This window comes from Maribacter thermophilus (assembly GCF_001020565.1).
Taxonomy (GTDB): domain Bacteria; phylum Bacteroidota; class Bacteroidia; order Flavobacteriales; family Flavobacteriaceae; genus Maribacter; species Maribacter thermophilus.
Genome location: NZ_LDAS01000001.1, coordinates 3,639,997 through 3,658,768 on the forward strand (window position 1 = coordinate 3,639,997; position 18,772 = coordinate 3,658,768).

Genomic DNA, 18,772 nt, shown 5'->3' on the forward strand with positions numbered 1-18,772 from the left:
AATTTTATCTAAAATTAGGATAAAAATTTTAACTGAACGTATGGCCGATTAAAGGTTTGAAAATGAGATAACAGCAGCGCTGCCGTTTTATGCATTGTAGTATTTGGGGCGTTTATGGTCATGTAATTTCTTCTGTATGCCCATTGGCGAATTTTAAATGGTTCAAGGTTGCGTTTCTGGTTTTATAAAGGCTCATAAAAGGGTAGGGCGGCATGTTGACAGGATTGTAGTGCTCATAGGTAATTGGGGGCGTGCCCGCGGGCCCAAGATATTTTTTTCGGGTATAAATTACGAGGTGAAACTGCCATTGGTTGTTGCGGGAGACCGTGTTTTGTCTAGTTACATGATGCTCGGTATTTTGATGGGGAATAATTTGTTTTGGATTTAAACAATTTGCTGAAAGATTGTTGGTGTTCAAAACCTAATTCAAAAGCGATTTCACCAATGGTCAAAGTGGTGGTTGTCAATTTTTCTTTTGCCTTTTCAATAAGTTTGTCGTGTATTAATTGTTGTGTGGATCGCCCTGTTAAATTTTTTAGTAGACTGCTCAAATACGTAGGGGACAAATTTAATTTGTCTGAAACAAAATTAACCGAAGGTATACCGTTGTTCATCGTAGTTTCTGTATCGAATAATTCGGACAACAGGTCTTCTAATCGGGTTAAAATTTCGTGATTGTTTTTTTTGCGGGTTATAAACTGTCGTTGGTAAAATCTTTGGGAATAATTGAGCAACAATTCAATTTGCGAGATAATGATATTTTGACTGTAAGCATCGATATTGGTTTTATATTCGGTTTCAATTTTCTTTAAAATATCGAGTATTGTCTTTTCTTCCTTGTCCGATAAGAACAACGATTCGTTTATGGCATAATTAAAAAATTCATACTCCTTTATTTTAGTTGCCAAAGACGTGCCCCAAAGAAAATCAGGATGAAAAATCAAAAGCCATCCTGAGGGCTCTTTGTTCGTTTCATTTTCAACATACTCTATTTGTAAAATTTGATTGGGGGCAAAAAAGGACATTAAACCATTGTCAAAGTCATACGATTTTTGTCCGTACCGGTATTTTCCCGAAATATTTCTTTTTAACCCAATAGTAAAATAGTTTTGGAGCCAACTTATGTTGCTGTTTTCGGGCGTGTGTTTTATTAAGCTGTAGTCTATTAGGCTGATCAATGGGTGATGCGGAGGTTGCAATCCTCTAAGTTGATGAAACTGCGAAATGGTCTCCACTTTTTGTATCCTCTTGTTTTTCATATTGTGCAATTTGTGCTATAACATGGCCCCGCCCGAAATTTCTATGCGTTGTCCGTTTATCCATTGCGCCTCGTCAGAACATAAAAAGGCGACCACGCTTCCAATATCTTCGGGTTGCCCAACGCGGCCCAAGGGTGTAATACTGGATAACATTTTCCTTTTTTGTTCATTGTTTTTTGTGTCTCCACCTGCAAAATCGGTTGCTATGGCCCCAGGAGCCACAACGTTTGCAGTAATGCCCTTATAACCTAATTCCTTCGCCAAATATCGGGTAAATACTTCAATGGCTCCTTTCATTGAAGCATAAGCGGAAGAATTTGGAAAAGTAAACCGGGTCAAACCGGACGAGATGTTAATGACGCTGCCACCTTCGTTCATATAGGTCAATGCTCGTTGTGTTAGAAAATAAACTCCTTTTAAATGAATGTTGAACATTTGATCGAACTGTTCTTCGGTGGTTTTTAAAAACGGTGCGTAAATACCCGAACCGGCATTATTTATCAAAAAGTCAAAATTAGGGTCGCCATTTTCTTGTTTTAGATACGTGTTTAATTCGTTAAAAAACGCATCGAATAACTCGATGTTGCCGGTGTCTAATCGGATTGCCTTGGCCTTTTGCCCAATTTTGATAATTTGTGATACGACTTCTTTTGCCGCTGATTCGTTCGAATGGTAGGTAATGATTACGTTTATACCCTTTTTTGCAATGTTAAGGGCCATATCTTTACCCAAACCTCTGCTTCCCCCCGTAATTAATGCAGTTTTACTTTTTTTCATCTTTTGTAGTTTTTATTTCTACAAAAGTGGGGGCATATGATGAGACAATTTTAGTCTAATCTATGTTTGTTGAAGTCAAATTTGACATTGCCCTTAAAAAAATACCAACAAAAGGGGTAAACCGATCAATGCCCATTATTTTTATGGTTGCCTAGGTAAAATTAGGGGGTAATAAAAAAGCTCAAAGAACCTGTTTTTTAGTTCAGTGAGCTTATAAAGGTAATGATCTTGGGTCAAGAAATAGTTTTCATCTTTTTAATGAAAGGCGAACCTGACCATAAGATCAAGACAATTGTGCTTATTGCGCCTAATGCTTTCTAAACCTATTTAGTCATTTTTTGCAATTATTTTTTTGGGTGTTAAGAACCATGTTTATAGCAATGAAACATAAAAAAATGGTTAGATCTATGCTTCATCGCCATATACTGTGGATAGTTTATTTTGATATGTTTTTCAAAACTTCTATTATCTCGTCAGGTTCTGAGCGGGTTCTATAATCAACATTGACATAGTTCCATTTAACTATTCCGTCGACTCCCAATACAAAGGTCGCCGGAATGGGTAATACATTGCTGTTTCCGTTATTTATTTTTTTTAGATCAAGGTTGCGGTCTATTCTCATATGCTCCAATAAAAACTCGGGAACTTCCCAGGCAACTCCGTATTGTGAGGCAACTTTTGCATCTTGATCTGACAATACGGTAAATTCCATCTCACTAATTTCATTTTTCGTCATTGATGAGTCAGGTACTTCGGGGCTTATGGCAACCAATGTGGCACCAAGTGTTTGAATTTCACTTAACCTGTTCTGTAAAGCTCTAAGCTGTAAATTACAGTACGGACACCAACTGCCGCGATAAAAAGTAATAACAAGTGGCCCCTCATTTAATAAACTAGATAATGATATTTGGTTGCCCAGGGGGTCGGGCAATTCAAAATCTGGGGCTTTTTCCCCTATTTTAATAGCATTTTCTCCTTGTTGAAAAGCTTTTGCTTTAGCAATTATATCATCGACGCCTTTCATAAATTCAGGATTCTTTTTTCTTCCTTCGGCAATTTTGGCATCGGTTTGCTCTTTCAGTTTTTGCATTGTTTCTTTAATTATAGATGGCTAAATATCAAATTCATATAAGGTGTTAATTACCTTTAATAACTAAGATCGAAGACTTAGTATGAAAAAAGACCAAAACCTTTCTTTATTGTAGTTGTTTTTCTATGTTTTATAAGCTGTGTTGGTAGTAAATATTTTATTGAATGAGCCTAGAATGGTAATGTCTTGTGCCTAGGAAGAATTTGTTTGTTTTTTACCACGGTTCTTTTTTCCTATGAGAGCTGCCCATTTCAATCTTTATGTAATGTTTCTTTTACTATTTCTTGCAATATTTTTAAAATATCTTCTTTAAACCAACTATTTTTCTTTTGCCATATGTTGTTTCGTGGTGAAGGATGTGGCAATGGTAAGTATTCTGGTAAATAGGTTTCGTAGTTTTTGACTGTTTCGGTCAAAGTTCTTTTTTTTAGATTTTTGAGGTAATATTTTTGGGCATATTGGCCGATTAATATTGTTAGTCTTATTTCGGTCATTGACTCCAATAACTGTTTATGCCACAATGGTGCACATTCCGGTCTTGGCGGTAAGTCGCCCGACTTTCCTGTTCCGGGAAAACAGAATCCTATCGGTATTAGGGCAAAATGGGCTTTATCATAAAATGTTTTTTCACTCACGTTTAGCCACTCTCTTAAATTTTTACCACTTGCATCATTCCAAGGTATTCCTGTATCATGTACTTTAATACCGGGCGCTTGTCCGATAATTACAATTTTTGATGTTTTACTGGCTTGAATTATAGGTCTTGGTCCATAGGGCAAGAAATCTTTGCAAACAGTACATTTTCTGATTTCTTTGAGCAGTTCGTCCATTACATAAAAATAGGAAAACACATGAAATTTTGGCTCAATGTTTTTTTGGGATATCAGTTTAGTGCCCTTTATCCAAATTTATCCTGTACAGGATTTAGGCACCCATCCTTTGTGGTTGACCGCTAACCAGCACTTAAAAGCCTTATACCTCTTTATTGCATAGTGGTACAATTGTCTGTTTAAAATTAGGGAGGTTTAATTAAAAAAAGCTCAAAGAATATATTTTTTATTCAATGAGCCTAGAATGGTAATGTCTTGTGCCTAGGAAGAATTTGTTTGTTTTTTACTTGGTTATTTGTGGGTTTTAGTCTTTTTAAACCATCGCCAAGTTGATCGTCCGCTACAGTAGTCGATCATATTTTCTTTATCGATTTTCTATAATTGGTTTGTATTTGTCCCAATTGGCAATAATCGCCCAAATGTTGATGGCCAATAAAATTATTGCTATTGTAATACCTGCTATATCGTGTACTAAATGATGCACAAAAATGCCTATCGTAACAGGAAGGATTACGATGGCGCCCAAGGCTCTTTTTTTAGGAATTGCGATTAGGGCTCCACCAACGATCTCGACAATGGCCACAAGTGGAAAAATCCATTTTATGATCATAAACCCGCCCATTACTTGCATCATTTCTTCAGACATTTCCGGCATTGGCATATAGTTGAAGAATTTGTTTAAACCTGAATTAATCATCATTAATCCGAAAAGAATACATAAAACTGTAAGAACCTTGTTTTTCATTTTAAATAGTTATCATTAATAGGTCAAACTTAATTATTTTTGATAACCATTAGTAATCGGATACCTATAGGTAACCAGTAACCTACAGGTAATCACGAACCAATAGTGATGAAAAAGAAAGAACACAAAGAATGTATGTCCGCTTTGTTACCTGTAAGGGATACCTTGGATATAATAGGTGGTAAATGGAAGATTTTAATCTTAATTTCAATCTGGGAAGGTAATAAGCATTTTAGGGAAATTGAACGTAGTATTCCAAAATTAAGTACCAAAGTATTATCAAAGGAATTAAAGGATATGGAAGAAAACCAGTTAATTACTAGAACTGTTTTAAATGGTTTTCCGGTAAGAACGGAATATGCGGCTACGGAGCACTCCAAAACATTGGAAAAAGTTATACTGGAATTGCATAAATGGGGTGTTAATCATAGAAAAAAAATTTTTGGCAAAGAATCTGTGGTAGTAAACTCAGATGATGCCTAACCTGCTTTTGGTTTACTTAACTGCAAGGGCTTTTACTATGATGTAGTTGTGTAAACACCCATAGGTTTTGCCACCTATAAATTTGTCATTGATCCATGTTTTATTTTGGTATATAGCTACAATATATGGCGGTGGTTTTGAGGGTTTTGTCGTTTTTTATTTTTCGCTGGGCATGGTAGCTTCGATTATTTTACCTGCCATTTCATGGGCGATGTGTTGCACAAATGTATCTTTTGGCCTGCTTATAGTTGCATCTTGTTACAATAAATGACCCCAGATGGTTAATGCAGGATCTTAGCCTCATGTTATAGGGTCTTCGTTAGCAGTCGGCTATTTTATTTCGTTCAAGATTTGTGGCCAAATGGTGTTTTTAAAATGTTCTTTGAACATTCCAAAATGTCCAATTTTACCTGCTTTAAAATCAATGGGATTTAAGTGTACCGATTTTCTTTTGGCATTCTTATATTTATCGGTCATCCATTGAACTGCCTCTTTGGGGGCAAAGTTGTCATCGTCTATGCTATAGGCGGTCATATCTGCTTCTATGGTTTGGTAGAAGGTTTCTTTGATAGATTTGTCGCTAAAAATATAGTCTTTGTGCTTGCCCCAATTTCGCCATTGTTCAGCTACATTTTTCGGTAGATTTTCCATGCCGCTAATTCTTTTGGATTTTAAATAACCAAAAGTTTTTAGAAGAATCGGAAAAAGAATATACCAATTAAACCACATTTTTATTCTTTCAATTCCTTTCCAGTATTTCCAATAACCGGATTGTGCGGCTACTAAAATTACTTTGTCCAATTTATAGGATGATTCGGCAAGTCCTATTAGTTGCCCTCCAATACTATGCCCAAGAATTACCTTCTTAGAACTTGGGTAGTTGTTTATAACGTATCGTATGATACTTTCTAAATCATTTCTGCCCCAATCGGCAGCATTGGTCTGTAGTTCTTTAATAGGTTTTTTTAGAGAACGTCCTATACCATTATAGTCAAATGTGATAACCGTAATCCCCTTATTTTCGAGGTATTTGGCGAATTTAAGATAGAACTCCTGTTTTACTCCCGTTGCCGATGCAATAATCAGAACGGTTTCACTTCTTTTGTCATCAAACAAAGTTGCCGATAATGTTCCGGAGTTATGTTCTATATCAATTTCTTTCATTTTTCGTTGCTTGTTCCCATGGTTTATTCAAGGTACGATCAAAATTCTTCCAAATACAAACTTTGCCTAATTCCCTTAATACAGTTTTATCATGGGGCAATGGTTGGTTTTTTAAGGGGCACAATGGTTTGGTTATGAGTGGTTACGATGGGTTTAACCACTAATTTAATAAACAAAAATGGTTCTTTGTTCTATACAAGGGGTTTTTAAATGGACAATCGGAGGCAATAGGTTATATGCAGGCTTCTTTTATGATTGTTCCATTAACGTTTTAAACTCCACCTTCTACCATTCCAATAATGGTACGTTTTTATTTTGGTCGTCATATTTCAAAGCTCCCAGAATTTTTAACTCCAAATCAAATATTTCTTTCTAAGTCTTCTTTAATGGCAAAAACGGATTGTAATACTGTGTTTTAACACATGGTTGTGCTTTAATGTTTGTTTCAAACTCATTTATTGTAGTCAACCTTCCTTGTTCTTTTGAGAAATGAGCTATAGAATACCCTTTTTTAAGTATAGTGTTAATGCTATTGTTCCATATTAAAATTCGACCTTTTGAATCCTTCAGTACACTTCTAATGTATAGGGTTTTATTTATCTAAAGAATTACATTTTATCATCGTAATTAAACAAGGTGGAATAAGTTACGGAACAGGTAGTACATTTTTTAATACTTCAGTGAGACCATCGGAGGTATTCAAGTTTTCGTAAACCGGCTTTGCCTGCAATTTTATCCGTATTGGTGGTAGTGTCCATAGTTACTTTCCGATTATTCTTCTTCTATGGTTCAGGCCCCATTTGGCAATTGTCTTGGTCAAATTTTTAAGTGTAGCCCCATACTCTGTTATTTCGTATTCTACGGCCACTGGCTGGGTATTTAATACGTTTCTTGTAATAAGTTCGTTCATTTCCAATTCCTTTAATTCCTTACTCAACATTCTTCCAGAGATTCCTTTTACTTCCCTTAAAAGTTCAGAATAGCGCATTTTTTTATAGCATAGGCAAGCGATAATAGACATTTTCCATTTGCCTTTAAATAAATCCATTACATCGTGGATTGCTAATATGGTTTGGCTACATTCTTTTATCGGTTCTATTTCCATCTCCATGATAAGTTACTTGGTTACTCGAATGTTACTATTACTTTTGAGTCGTAAGTTACTAAAAGTAACATGTATGGCTGTATTTTCGTGTTTTAATTTTAAGACTAAAAAAATGAAATTAATAGACGATTTAAAATGGCGATATGCCACAAAAAAATATAGCAATAAAAAAGTTGCAAATGATGATCTAGAGAAAATAGTAGAAGCAATAAACCTTTCTGCATCTTCCATTGGAATGCAAACCTATAGACTTTTCGTTATTGAGGATCAAGCATTGAAAAAGGAATTAGGTGAGGGTTCATTTAACTCACAGATTGCCGAATGCTCACATCTTTTGATTTTTGCCGCCTTTGATTCGATCAATGGGGAAACCATAGATAATTATATTGAATTTGTTGCCAAGGAAAGAGAAACACCTGTAGAGGAACTAACGAATTTCAAGAATACGATTAGAGATTATTTATTGGCTAGAACCGATGACGAAAATTTTATTTGGTCGGCAAAACAGGCTTATATTGGTTTAGGAACTGCTTTAATTGCCGCTGCAGCGTTAAAAATAGATGCTACGCCAATGGAAGGTTTCGATGCTGAAAAATTTGACAAAATATTAAGACTGAAAGAAAAAAAATTAAAAAGTGTCGTTTTGCTCGCATTGGGCTACCGAGATGAAGAAAACGACTATCTGGCCAAACTTAAAAAAGTGAGAATACCGATTCAAGAGTTTTGCACTAAGGTTGGCTAAATATTTGAACCATATGACCAAGACTGCTTGTATAAAATCAAGTAGTTTTTTGGTCATTGGACGACCATTTTATGAAATTTCTTATGTAGGTAAAAAAGGTATTGTTGTGTTAAGCCATTAAATGGAAGTGAGTAGTACCACAGAGGGTTGGGCCAAGTGTAGTGCGGAGGTGCGACATTTGCCACGGCAGTGGGCTAGTTGGTCCGCTGGCCAGTTTTCGTCTGCACACGAAGCTGAAGTTTATTGGTTAATTTTATTTTTTCATGTCCAAAGCTAAAATTGAATATTTCGCTATCGCGTAATTTTCAATTTAGTTACATCATAAAAATACACAAACTCAACGATTAAGTCCTAAACTCTGCATTAGGTTTAGGTGTTGTTGTACGTTGGCATTTTTTTAGAGTGTCTTGATGTTTAAGTGTTGGCTATTTTTAATTGCTTTTTAGCTTTTCGGCTACTTCATCATAATACTCTTGTGTAACTACTTCGGTCCAAGTAGTTGGTTGTTCACCACCATATAGGGCCAGGTATGTTACATCATTATACTTCGTGGAGGAATGCCAGTGTTCTATCTCTTTCTCACATTTAATTACATCGCCTTTTTTCAAGATTACGGGCTTACTTCCTCTCTCTTGATAATAAGCTTCTCCATCTACAATTATTAAGACTTGGGCAGAACCATGCTTGTGCCAGTCCAATGTTGAGTTCGCTTTAAAAGTTGCTTTTGTGATATTGTAACCCAATTCTTCGTCATCGTGAATAATGGCATTCAACCAAGCTTCTCCTATATAATGTGTATTGGGTGCTTTTGCTCCTTCGGTAAGATATGAGTGTATATTGTAATCAGAGTCCTGTGAAAATACGGGTGCAGCTACTAGTATAAACAGAAGTAATATTAATTTTTTCATTTTTTTTAAAGTTTAATGTTTTGCGACTTGGTAAAAATGTCCAAACCTTTGTATAGGCATAGATTTACACTAATTTTTATATATGTTGTTGGCAACCGTTTTTACTTTTATGTTATCTACTTTTTTTCTTAAATCATTCTGGAATGTATCCATAAATTCTCCGATGTCAAAAAAAATATAAGATAAAAGTCTTTTAATCGGATTTTTTATAATGATATGTTCGGTCGCAATAAATTCGGTTTTATTTTCATTGATTATTTTAAATTCACTCTTCCAATACCCCTTAAATCCGTTGGCTTCTATTATTTCAATTTCATAATAGGAGTAAGGTACTTTCTTAATAGTCTTAAATGTTATTTTCTGCCCATTTTTTGAGACTTCTTCCCAAGTTTCAATTCCTTTTTCCGAATTTAGTATTACTAGATCTTTCAAGTCGCTTCTGTAGGAAAAATCATTGTTATTTGTGACAATTTCAAAGAGTCTTTTTTGCGATATATCATAAACACTTCTCCGTTGTTCGGTTCTTTCCGAAGGCAAAATATATCCTACTGTAACGATCATTAGAAGAAGCACGACTATTAGTATAGAGAAATTCATGATTTTTTTCTTTTTAATTGTCATTTTTCATCATTCGGTGTGTTTATAAGAAGTTACTGTTTAAAATGGTTGCCGACAGTCTTGGGTACGGTGGTGTTGTGGCCGGGGCGGTGCAGTAGCGAAAGTTATTGGCCTTTGCCTCTGGCCTGCGGAGAAAGCCACCGGTTGTACATCTTTGCGTTCGACCTTTGTTTTATTAAAAATAGGAAATTTTAAAAAGTCGGGAAGGGTAGCAATGAGTTGTGCAAGTTGTTGTGGGTAGAACTTATATAGTTTAAATGTTCAATAATTTACTTTCATAAAAGTATAACTTTCGGCTGTGTATATTAAACCATGTCCGCTATTGGTTATAAAACAAAATACAATCTATTTTTAATGAACATAGGTGCCAATAAATTTTTCTTGATTGTTTTTAATACAAAAAATTATGTTTAATATCAGTGATTTATAGCTGTTGCACATCTTCTCAATTGATACTTTCTATTTATAAAAGAAGGAGAGTCATCTAATGTGGCTGCAGAATAAAATACCCATACTTTTTCATTACCAACATAAACTTCGGGTTCCGATACATTAAGAGTACTATCAAAGGCACTTAATAGCCACATTTGTTGGTCTGGATCATCTAACGTAGTTAACCAAATTTCACCAGGTCTGTTAAACGCTGTTTGCGAAAAATTGTTTCCACTGTTATTAATTTGAAATGCAGAATACAGCTGACCATTATAAATAAAAGGTTCGTGCGATTGGTTTAGCGAAGGCGTGTCAAGATTTGCCGAAGTTGGTGTAACTGTTTGATTTTTAACGAACATAGAGCCAAAAGATGTTCTTTTATATACATGTGCCGTATTTGTTGCATTGATGCCACTCATAAAATATTGGTTTCCGTTATATGGATTTAACATTGTATTGCCATCAACTTTATTGGATGAATCATCTGTTACGGGAATAGCGGCAACAGTTGGCGTAAAAGCATTAAATTCTTTTGCTTGAACGATGCCATTACTATCTTTAAACCCATAGGTAAGGTAAGAACTGCCTTTGATCCATCGCGGGACAATGACATCCATCGGTACAATAAGAGGATACACGCTCGGTTGTTCCTCTATCAAATAATCATTTGTCGGGTTGTCCAGATCAAGAAGACGTAGCTGAAATTTTTTGTTTTGAGGATAATTTGAAGAAAAACCATTGATAACATCATTTAATATGTAGATTACATATCTTTTGTTTTCGTTGGGAAGTTGCGATGGGTAGAAAACCCTTCTTTTATTGTCAATTGGTGCGGCAATATTAGTAACGGATGCAGTGGTAGGGCTTGTTGGCCGTACCATTTTTATTTGTCCTGAAGTTGTAGCGCCGACATAATAAACGCCTAAGTTATCTATTCCCCAATCTGCAGGACGCGCATAAATATTCGAGGTAAATGGACTATAGCCTTTTCCATTTGAAGGAATTAAATCTCCTGTGTTTGGATCTATACCACATTGCCAGACTTTTCCCGACACACCACTTGTAGTATCAATTTCTATCCAAATCATATAATTATCCCTAGGAGAAATTTCGGGGTTAACATAGTTTACGGAAAAATCCCCAACTCTTATATCGTTTTCAGAATCAGGAATATCAATTGCGCTATTATCGTCTGTTTTTGAGCACTGTACGAAAAGCCAGCTAATCATAAAAAGTAATACTGTCTGTCTCATAGATTTATTTTTTATAGGACAGTATTTTTTAAGTAAGGTTTAATTATCTTACATACAATAGTTTACGTGTGGTCGGTGCAAGTGTAAACGAAAGTTCGTTTTTCGCCACGCACATAGCGAAATTTTTTGGTTTTCTTTTTTTCTTTGTCCTGCTAAAAAGCAAAATCCCAAAGATTTGGCGGACTTCATAAAAATACGCAAACCTTTCGATTAAGCCCGAAGCCCGTATGGTTTATAGGTTGTGTTGTATGTAGTTTTTTTTATGTTATATTCGAATTTCAGAACTCTTAAATTCCATAAGGTTAAAGTTTGTGTGGCAGTAATACTATCATCCACACTTCTGACAACTAACTTGTCTTTAAATGATTTAATGAACTTAGCCCATAGTTGCCCTTTTGAGTCTTTTAGTAAAAAGTAGAACCCGCTATCTCCAATTTTTTGTCCTGCTGAATCTAATATGAGTTCGCCCTTCTTCCCAATTTTAGGAGTTAAAATAACTGTTGCATTTCCATTTGGCAAAGGAAAAATTGCCTTGATACATGTCTTGCCTGATGGTATTGTACAAGTTTCATAAACACCTGAATATACTATTTGATCTGTTGATTTAAATGTGCGAAGCCAAACTGTCCTTTTGATATCATTTGTTTTAGAATCTAATAGTTGAATTATTTCACTTGTCAATTCCGATGCGTCCTTTACTTGCTGAATAGGAACATTTAGTTGTTGTATTCTTTTACTGAAAAATATTCTTACTAAAATACCAAACCCTTTAAATAATGGATTCCATTTTGCTTTTAGTCGGAGGTCATAATTTGATGTGTTTTGATAGAAGTCGATCACATCTGGGGATAAAGCGTTTAATTCATTCGTAGTCAGGTTTAGTTGGTCAATTGATTCAATTAATCCTTTGTCCTTTTTTTTGTTGTCAATAAGCAAATGTTCTTTTTCTGCTAATTGCTTGATAAATTTTTGACCAATACCATTTGTGTCTCCAAAAGGACCTAAAAGCCAATTGTGTTCTGTTTTATCAATTTTCTTCCCAAAAACAATGACCCATTGCTGAGTAATCCAATCTTGTATACTTTGATTTTTATACGCTATTCCCATTTTTACTAGAACTCTTATGTGTTGCGAATAAAATTTGATTGCCCTTTCCACTTACCAAATTCTGACATAGGCTTAAACCTTAAAGTTGCGAACTCAAAATGAAAATTCTTTCTATCCCTTTCTTTCATTGCAGCGGAATGTCTTTTAGGTTTTTCAACCGCACTATGACCATGAACCATATCGGTCATTTCTTTTTCCGTTTTCCAAATTGAAAAAGTTGAGACGGTATTTGGAAACTTTACTGATGCCAATGAAAGAGTAGTTCCTGGATGGTCTCTTACTAGTTTTTCTACAGGTCTTCCCCAATGGATAAATCTGGGTACTGCAAAGGGTTTCATTCTTGCTATTGTTACCGCAACTACTGGTGAATTTGGACTGTCCAATTTGTCTTTATAGTCTGGTATTTTGATTCCACTAAACCTTCCCCATTCTCTAATAAAAGACATACGAACATGCCAGCCCTTTGCTAGAATTCTTCCAAAACGGTCTTGTTTCAAATAGTTTTCGAGTACAGTTTCATTTTCCCATTGCATAAAAACTGCTACTTGTCCTATTAAAACCCTAGAGGGAGAAAAAATTGGTGAACCTAGGGTCATTGCCGTCATGTATTCGGAGTAAATCAGTCCTTTCGTGTTTTTGGAAATTGAATTCGAGAATATTCTCTTTGCCGCAACGAAAAAGGGAAGTTCGACTAAATGATAAGAGAATATATTCAATTTGACTTTACTTGAATTAATAGTTCTATGTCCTTTTCAAATTATACACAAAGGCTCTGTATATGAAGAGTTGCCCTAAAAATAAGCGAAAACTTTTCGGAATAAACACAAGCCAAGTTTTTAAATTGTACTATCTATCTTTTTTATTGGAAATCTTCAAATTTAAAAATTTAGCGACTTAACCAATACGCCCAAGCTTGTTTATTACGCACTTATCGCCCCATTTTTTATACATCTTAAGTTTGGTTCTCATTAAATTGATGGTATAAGTATTAGGGGGTTCGTATGTATAATGCTATAAACATGTATTAATTTTTTCATCAATTTGTTGCATCAATGCCCATATATAAATATGGTAATCTTTAACATGAAAATCACCGTCTGTAAAGATAATGGAGCTTTCTATATCTTCTAATTCGTTAGGTCTTTGGTCAGATGTGTTTGCAATGTAGCTAACTGCCAAACCTGTTCTTATACTAGATTCTCTTTTAAAACGAGCTGTATACATATTGTCAAAAGCCACAAAATTTGCACCATTACTAAAATTATACGGATTACCTGGTGTTATATAGCGTAATGGGCTACTTTGGGTGTCAAAAATTAAACTATCTTGGAAAAAAGTATCATTGTTTTCATCCGTTATACGATATATCAATCCACTCTTTTCTAAAGTCTCGCTATACGATGGGAAGGTTGTATTCGGTTCCGGTATCTTTTTATCATTTTCATAACTTCTCCAGTAATGAACACAACCACACTCACTAATGGTCTTACAAAGACCTATATTTTGCCACCAACCACCTAATGTTGAATTATCAAGGGAATAAACATAACCCATTCCTCCTAAGGCGGCCGTTACTAACTTCTCTCGTAATTCTGGATTGGTGTCAAAAAGGTCTCTTACTAACATTGCCAAAAGGAATGATCCTTGAGAATGCCCGGCAAGAATAATCTTGTTGCCATTATTATGGTTGTCTAAGTAATTTTGAAAAGAAGCCTTTATATCGGAATAGGCTTCTAGTAAACCTGCAGCCCTTTCTTCTTCTGTATGTACAGTACTTAAAAAGGATGCAGGTGTGGCTTGCCTATATTTTGGCGCATAAAATCGACCATACTTTGCCAACAATGCTCCTTGAGCTAAGATTGTTAGGCCGATATAATTTGTGTCTTGATTATCAATTAATACGGTACTTGGAAATGTAGGCGGATTTTCAAGATGGGTCGGGTGTACCCAAAACACATCAATACCCGTATTTATATCGGCATTATTACTAACCTCAATGTTAGAAGTAATATTTAAATTTTCATCAATTACAGCAATATCCAAATCATTAGTTTTCAAAAAATTAAAAGGTTGATTGGGATGAAAATACCAGTTAGTCAGACTATTATAGTTAGTTGTTGAAATAGGAATTTCTATAACATTAGACACAGGATTTTGCTCATCTTGACTTGATGAACAAGAGAGAATAAAAAATAGTAGTAAATATGTATAAAAGTTTTTCATTTCTTGGGGTATTGATGGGGCTTTGACTTTTTTAAAGTAAATGGATTAATTGTATTTCAATTATTTTTTTAAAATAGTCAGTACGATTTTGTGTTATGGCAATATCCAATTTGTGCTATTTGAACGTAGACAGGGGTTATTTATTGCTAACGGTCTGGTATATAGAAAGTAGCAGCTTTCTTCTTCTTACTTTTTCAGTTTACCGCTGACCACGATTTTAAGTTAGTACTTTCGTTTTATCACTTAATCCGCTATTACTTATACACATTTTTAGCAGCTTTATTAAAATAATCGTTAACAATTGAATAGGTTTTATCTACTAGTCTATTTTTAAAAAAATCATCGTTGTTAGCTAGCATTACTATGGTTAATGGCCGCTTTCGCTCATAAATCACAAAACTTTGTGTTCCAAACCAAAGTCCAGCAGATAAAGCCATAGAGTCAGTTATTTCCCAGCCCATAGCGTAAGATGATTCTGTTCCTTTTAATATTTTCAAATCCTCGGAATGCAATTCTATATTCATTGAAATTGGCTTAAAAATCAATTCATTTGATTCACTTTTTACTATTGTTTTATTACGATGGTTTACAATATACCTCGCATAATCATCTAAGCTGAAATATACACCTCCAGCTCCTGTTACTTCGTCCATTGGATGACCTTCTACCGATTGCCATTGCCCAAGGCTGTCTCTTTGGTAACGATAAGCATATTCAGGAATTTTTGATGAATCAGCATCATCAATAAATTGAGTTCGACTCATTCCAGCCTTTTCAAACACATGCTTTTTAATATAATCCTCATACCTCATTCCGCTCACCTTTTCAATAATTTGAGCTAGCGTAACGTAAGTTCCATTATTATATTCAAATGCGGTTCCTGGTGCAAAACGTATTACATTATTGTTCGCATACCATTCAATTAAATCTTCATTACGTACATATTCGCTTGAGTTTTTTGTGCTATTTTCTATTATCCAATCGGCATCTTCAATTCCAGAAGTATGCGAAATGAATTGTTCGATTGTTACATTTTTAAATATTGGATAAGGATAGTATTGATAAATTGTATCAGTTAAAGAAAGCTTACCTTCCTCCATTAGTTTTAATAGACCAAGACAGGTGAATTGTTTAGCCATTGACCCCGATCTCAAATTAGTTGAAGGTGTTATGGGTTCTTTAGTTTCAAGATTACGCAAACCATAACCTTTATTGACAACTTTCTTATTGTCGTATAAAACTAATATCGCTGCTCCTGGACTATTTTTGTCAAAATAAGAATTATATAGGGAATCTAGTTTAATTTGAAGGTCTGTAAATTCAGATTTCTTTGTATCATTTTCTTTGTTTTCATTTTTACACGAAAAAAGACTCAAAACAAATAAGATACATAATATTCTCATATAGTTTGCTTTTATTGCTGCCAACGGTTTAGCTATGAACAGTACGGGAGCAAACTAGCGTTTGCTTTCCGCCATGCACTTAGCGAAATCTTTTGGTTTTGCTTTTTCCTTTTTTGTCCAAAGCTAATTATGAATATTTCGCTGGCGCGTAATTTTCAATTTAGCGACTTTATAAATATACACAGACCTTTCGGTTTTGCCCTAAAGTCCGCATTACGTTTAGGCTTTGTTATCTGCTGGCTTTTCCCGCACGATTTGTATTTTTCCAAGCATTTTAGTCCCTTCTTTATTGAAAAAGTATGTAGCCGCCGAATTTGGATTTTGATTGTTGAAAATGTGTAAACTTAATAGCTCGTATTCATCTTTGTAGTTTTTCAATTCCACTTTAAGTTCTTCAAGTCCAACGATTTTTAAATAGTCCAAATTTGATTTTAATAGAGAATCGTAGATGGATAAGTTCAATTCTTTACTTTGAGACCCGATATTTTTGTCAACTCGTTTTGTCCGCTATATTTTTCAAGAGTTTTCTTGATAAGCGGAAGATTAATTCTATCGTCTGAATATAAATCTTTTCTATTCAGATACATTTGAAGCATTTTCTTGAACAAGTTAGTGTCGTAAATTAAGTCCTTACTTCTGTATTCAAACGAATCTCTACTTACTTTTAGCTTAGTTAGTTTAGTGACTGGTCCATTAGTTTCATAAGATGCTTTGTAAATACACTTATCCGACCAACTCCGTGCGCAATATAAAAATCCATTCGTAACGAATACGTTCCATTTTTCGTCCATACTGTCCGCAAAAATTCCACGTTCCAGAAGTCCAATCTCACTTTCTGTCAAATCGATGTCCAATTCAGCTTCAGCAAATTCAGAAGAGAATGATTCGGCAATTTGTATTTGTCTTTCTGGTGTCATTTTTGAGCTTGCAGATAACGGTCTCGTATAAGAATAGTAGCGGATATTTAGGCACCTACCATTCCGTTTGTTACTGTCGTTTAATTTATAAATTTCATTTTCGTTTTAGCGACTAAACCGCTATTATTTTTATACATTGTTAGCAGTTGTTTTTTCTATTCGGCATAAATAAATTCTTCTTTAAATGATGGATATTGATGTGTCATTCCGCTTTTTTGATTTTCACTAAACAACCTTTCAATTATCTTTTGTTCAGAAACTCTTGGAAATCCAATTCCAATGTTTCTTATTTGAGGGTTAGTAATAACAGGTAAAAAATCTGACACCTGTTGGTTTTTTGCGTTTTGATAGATAAAATCTTCTAGTGATTTTGAAGAGTTTAGTGCTTTAAAATCAATCATATTTTTACAAGAAGCAACAAGTATTCTTCTGAGCTTTGTTAAATTAATAATTGATGGAAATTTTTCTATTTTGTTTAAAGTTTCCAGATTTATAAATTGAAGATTCGTCATATTGGAAATAAATGAAATGTCTTCTAATTTATTTATTCTCCACAATTGCAGATACTGAACATTCTTTAATTTTTCTAATGTAGATAGCTCATAGATACCACCCAACTGGATAATTATTTTTTTTAATGTCTGGATATGCGAAATAAAATCCAATGATTTTACAGAACTTATAGATTTTAAATGCAAAGTTTCTAACTTGTTCAGGTTATTAAAAAGGTTCATTAAATTCTTATCATATCCACTTAAACTTAATAGTGTTAAGTCCTTCAAGTGCGAAATGGGAAATAAATCAATGTTTTTAGTTCTTTTCGAACTTTGAGATAGGCGAAATTCTTTTAGGTTATTTAAAGATTTGAGAAATTCTAAATCATCTATTTTGTCTGAAATAATTGATAAAGATGTCAATTCAGGAAATGATTTAAGTAGTTTCAAATTTTTAATATTTCCGCTAATTTCAATTGTAATGTTTTGCAAAAAATCAAAGTGAATAATTTTAGAAATGTCAAAATTAATGCCTGCAAAAATTCTGAATGGTATGTTAGGTCTGATCGCGTAAATTTCCTTAAACAATTTCCAATTTTCTTTTGAAATATCAGCAAATTCCTCAGCTCTAACCTGAATTCTATCTAAACCCTCAAGTCGGGCAATAAATTCGGATCTTTCTAATTTGATATCTTTTCTAATATCTAAAAAAAATCTATTTCTAAATGATGCTCCCATATCTTTGGTCAAATAACTGCTAACTTGTTATATCACCCCTAATTTACACTTTTATCCTTTTTTGTGCCGGGCTATCGAGACATTTTGTTCTCGCTTGTCGGCTTTTGTTATTTTTTCTACGGCAATGTCCAACGGGCTTCTTACCTGCAATATCTTTTTGTGCAACATGTGTATAGATCATGGTTGTTTCAGGCTTTGTGTGGCCCAATAGTTCTTGTATGTACCTTAAACCAACACCGTTTTCTATCGAGTGGGTGGCAAAAGAGTGTCGTAAGGTATGTGGTGTTATCTTTTTGGTACGGATTACCTTCGGTGTTCCTTTTTTATCAACGGTGCAAATAGAAAACCACGGGCTGTCGCCCTAGTCCGTTGTTTTTTCCAAAACCTCAAACTTTCGTTTTGGTTTTTTGCAAAAACAAAAAACCATGCTCTTGCGGGCATGGTTTTCTGAGTGTGGTGATCGCGAAAGGATTCGAACCTTTGA

Annotated in this window: 20 protein-coding genes; 2 read left to right on the forward strand and 18 right to left on the reverse strand. The window is 34.5% G+C overall.

Annotation, left to right across the window (positions count from 1 at the left end):
* Positions 1-335: 335 nt before the first annotated feature.
* The 5 genes from AB657_RS15780 to AB657_RS15800 form a co-directional block, all read right to left on the reverse strand.
* Positions 336-1,259, reverse strand: coding sequence for a helix-turn-helix domain-containing protein (locus AB657_RS15780; RefSeq protein ID WP_047247381.1), 924 nt, complete (start codon positions 1,257-1,259; stop codon positions 336-338).
* 15 nt (positions 1,260-1,274) lie between these two features.
* Complete coding sequence (locus tag AB657_RS15785) at positions 1,275-2,036, reverse strand: SDR family NAD(P)-dependent oxidoreductase (protein ID WP_047247382.1); 762 nt, start codon at positions 2,034-2,036, stop codon at positions 1,275-1,277.
* 436 nt (positions 2,037-2,472) lie between these two features.
* A complete protein-coding gene (locus tag AB657_RS15790) occupies positions 2,473-3,126 on the reverse strand; it encodes a peroxiredoxin-like family protein (protein ID WP_047247383.1) in 654 nt (217 codons plus the stop codon).
* Positions 3,127-3,377: 251 nt separating this feature from the next.
* Entirely contained in the window at positions 3,378-3,956 is a 579-nt protein-coding gene (locus AB657_RS15795; protein WP_047247384.1) for a uracil-DNA glycosylase family protein, read from the reverse strand.
* A 364-nt stretch (positions 3,957-4,320) separates the two neighbouring features.
* Positions 4,321-4,701, reverse strand: coding sequence for a DoxX family protein (locus tag AB657_RS15800; protein ID WP_047247385.1), 381 nt, complete (start codon positions 4,699-4,701; stop codon positions 4,321-4,323).
* A gap of 108 nt (positions 4,702-4,809) precedes the next feature.
* Here AB657_RS15800 and AB657_RS15805 point away from each other — a divergent pair, with 108 nt between their 5' ends.
* Entirely contained in the window at positions 4,810-5,184 is a 375-nt protein-coding gene (locus AB657_RS15805; protein WP_232304897.1) for a winged helix-turn-helix transcriptional regulator, read from the forward strand.
* Positions 5,185-5,514: 330 nt separating this feature from the next.
* Here AB657_RS15805 and AB657_RS15810 read toward each other — a convergent pair whose 3' ends face one another.
* Together AB657_RS15810 and AB657_RS15815 are read right to left on the reverse strand one after the other, a co-directional pair.
* The gene (locus AB657_RS15810) at positions 5,515-6,348 is read right to left on the reverse strand and encodes an alpha/beta hydrolase family protein (protein ID WP_047247387.1); all 834 of its coding nucleotides are present in this window, start codon (positions 6,346-6,348) and stop codon (positions 5,515-5,517) included.
* Between the two features lie 760 nt (positions 6,349-7,108).
* Entirely contained in the window at positions 7,109-7,459 is a 351-nt protein-coding gene (locus AB657_RS15815; RefSeq protein ID WP_047247388.1) for a winged helix-turn-helix transcriptional regulator, read from the reverse strand.
* 106 nt (positions 7,460-7,565) lie between these two features.
* Here AB657_RS15815 and AB657_RS15820 point away from each other — a divergent pair, with 106 nt between their 5' ends.
* A complete protein-coding gene (locus AB657_RS15820; RefSeq protein WP_047248039.1) occupies positions 7,566-8,195 on the forward strand; it encodes a nitroreductase family protein in 630 nt (209 codons plus the stop codon).
* Positions 8,196-8,626: 431 nt separating this feature from the next.
* Here the strand turns inward: AB657_RS15820 and AB657_RS15825 are convergent, their stop codons facing one another.
* The 11 genes from AB657_RS15825 to AB657_RS18255 all read right to left on the reverse strand — a co-directional run bounded on the left by AB657_RS15825 (position 8,627) and on the right by AB657_RS18255 (position 18,628).
* Entirely contained in the window at positions 8,627-9,103 is a 477-nt protein-coding gene (locus tag AB657_RS15825) for a cupin domain-containing protein (protein ID WP_047247389.1), read from the reverse strand.
* Positions 9,104-9,172: 69 nt separating this feature from the next.
* A complete protein-coding gene (locus AB657_RS15830; protein WP_157491768.1) occupies positions 9,173-9,700 on the reverse strand; it encodes a hypothetical protein in 528 nt (175 codons plus the stop codon).
* A 437-nt stretch (positions 9,701-10,137) separates the two neighbouring features.
* Positions 10,138-11,406, reverse strand: coding sequence for a hypothetical protein (locus AB657_RS15835; protein WP_157491770.1), 1,269 nt, complete (start codon positions 11,404-11,406; stop codon positions 10,138-10,140).
* Between the two features lie 210 nt (positions 11,407-11,616).
* Positions 11,617-12,513 carry a hypothetical protein gene (locus AB657_RS15840; protein ID WP_047247391.1) on the reverse strand — a complete coding sequence of 299 codons (897 nt, stop codon included), beginning with the start codon at positions 12,511-12,513 and terminating at the stop codon, positions 11,617-11,619.
* Between the two features lie 14 nt (positions 12,514-12,527).
* Positions 12,528-13,229, reverse strand: a complete 702-nt coding sequence (locus tag AB657_RS15845; protein ID WP_047247392.1) for a hypothetical protein — start codon at positions 13,227-13,229, stop codon at positions 12,528-12,530.
* Positions 13,230-13,524: 295 nt separating this feature from the next.
* Positions 13,525-14,736 (reverse strand): DUF3089 domain-containing protein, encoded by a 1,212-nt coding sequence (locus AB657_RS17750; protein ID WP_052958725.1) that lies wholly within the window; start codon positions 14,734-14,736, stop codon positions 13,525-13,527.
* A gap of 254 nt (positions 14,737-14,990) precedes the next feature.
* The gene (locus AB657_RS15855) at positions 14,991-16,163 is read right to left on the reverse strand and encodes a serine hydrolase domain-containing protein (RefSeq protein WP_157491772.1); all 1,173 of its coding nucleotides are present in this window, start codon (positions 16,161-16,163) and stop codon (positions 14,991-14,993) included.
* 195 nt (positions 16,164-16,358) lie between these two features.
* Positions 16,359-16,562 carry a hypothetical protein gene (locus AB657_RS15860; RefSeq protein ID WP_157491774.1) on the reverse strand — a complete coding sequence of 68 codons (204 nt, stop codon included), beginning with the start codon at positions 16,560-16,562 and terminating at the stop codon, positions 16,359-16,361.
* Positions 16,563-16,597: 35 nt separating this feature from the next.
* Positions 16,598-17,056 carry a hypothetical protein gene (locus tag AB657_RS15865; protein WP_047247395.1) on the reverse strand — a complete coding sequence of 153 codons (459 nt, stop codon included), beginning with the start codon at positions 17,054-17,056 and terminating at the stop codon, positions 16,598-16,600.
* Positions 17,057-17,211: 155 nt separating this feature from the next.
* Entirely contained in the window at positions 17,212-18,288 is a 1,077-nt protein-coding gene (locus AB657_RS15870; RefSeq protein ID WP_047247396.1) for a leucine-rich repeat domain-containing protein, read from the reverse strand.
* Between the two features lie 43 nt (positions 18,289-18,331).
* Positions 18,332-18,628 carry a tyrosine-type recombinase/integrase gene (locus tag AB657_RS18255; protein ID WP_198146932.1) on the reverse strand — a complete coding sequence of 99 codons (297 nt, stop codon included), beginning with the start codon at positions 18,626-18,628 and terminating at the stop codon, positions 18,332-18,334.
* Positions 18,629-18,772: the final 144 nt, after the last annotated feature.

Bases quoted from the DNA above. Each gene is read 5' to 3' on its own strand.
- AB657_RS15780 (WP_047247381.1), bottom strand. From the start codon at position 1,259: ATGAAAAACAAGAGGATACAAAAAGTGGAGACCATTTCGCAGTTTCAT.
- AB657_RS15785 (WP_047247382.1), bottom strand. From the start codon at position 2,036: ATGAAAAAAAGTAAAACTGCATTAATTACGGGGGGAAGCAGAGGTTTG.
- AB657_RS15790 (WP_047247383.1), bottom strand. From the start codon at position 3,126: ATGCAAAAACTGAAAGAGCAAACCGATGCCAAAATTGCCGAAGGAAGA.
- AB657_RS15795 (WP_047247384.1), bottom strand. From the start codon at position 3,956: ATGGACGAACTGCTCAAAGAAATCAGAAAATGTACTGTTTGCAAAGAT.
- AB657_RS15800 (WP_047247385.1), bottom strand. From the start codon at position 4,701: ATGAAAAACAAGGTTCTTACAGTTTTATGTATTCTTTTCGGATTAATG.
- AB657_RS15805 (WP_232304897.1), top strand. From the start codon at position 4,810: ATGAAAAAGAAAGAACACAAAGAATGTATGTCCGCTTTGTTACCTGTA.
- AB657_RS15810 (WP_047247387.1), bottom strand. From the start codon at position 6,348: ATGAAAGAAATTGATATAGAACATAACTCCGGAACATTATCGGCAACT.
- AB657_RS15815 (WP_047247388.1), bottom strand. From the start codon at position 7,459: ATGGAGATGGAAATAGAACCGATAAAAGAATGTAGCCAAACCATATTA.
- AB657_RS15820 (WP_047248039.1), top strand. From the start codon at position 7,566: ATGAAATTAATAGACGATTTAAAATGGCGATATGCCACAAAAAAATAT.
- AB657_RS15825 (WP_047247389.1), bottom strand. From the start codon at position 9,103: ATGAAAAAATTAATATTACTTCTGTTTATACTAGTAGCTGCACCCGTA.
- AB657_RS15830 (WP_157491768.1), bottom strand. From the start codon at position 9,700: ATGAATTTCTCTATACTAATAGTCGTGCTTCTTCTAATGATCGTTACA.
- AB657_RS15835 (WP_157491770.1), bottom strand. From the start codon at position 11,406: ATGAGACAGACAGTATTACTTTTTATGATTAGCTGGCTTTTCGTACAG.
- AB657_RS15840 (WP_047247391.1), bottom strand. From the start codon at position 12,513: ATGGGAATAGCGTATAAAAATCAAAGTATACAAGATTGGATTACTCAG.
- AB657_RS17750 (WP_052958725.1), bottom strand. From the start codon at position 14,736: ATGAAAAACTTTTATACATATTTACTACTATTTTTTATTCTCTCTTGT.
- AB657_RS15865 (WP_047247395.1), bottom strand. From the start codon at position 17,056: ATGACACCAGAAAGACAAATACAAATTGCCGAATCATTCTCTTCTGAA.
- AB657_RS15870 (WP_047247396.1), bottom strand. From the start codon at position 18,288: ATGGGAGCATCATTTAGAAATAGATTTTTTTTAGATATTAGAAAAGAT.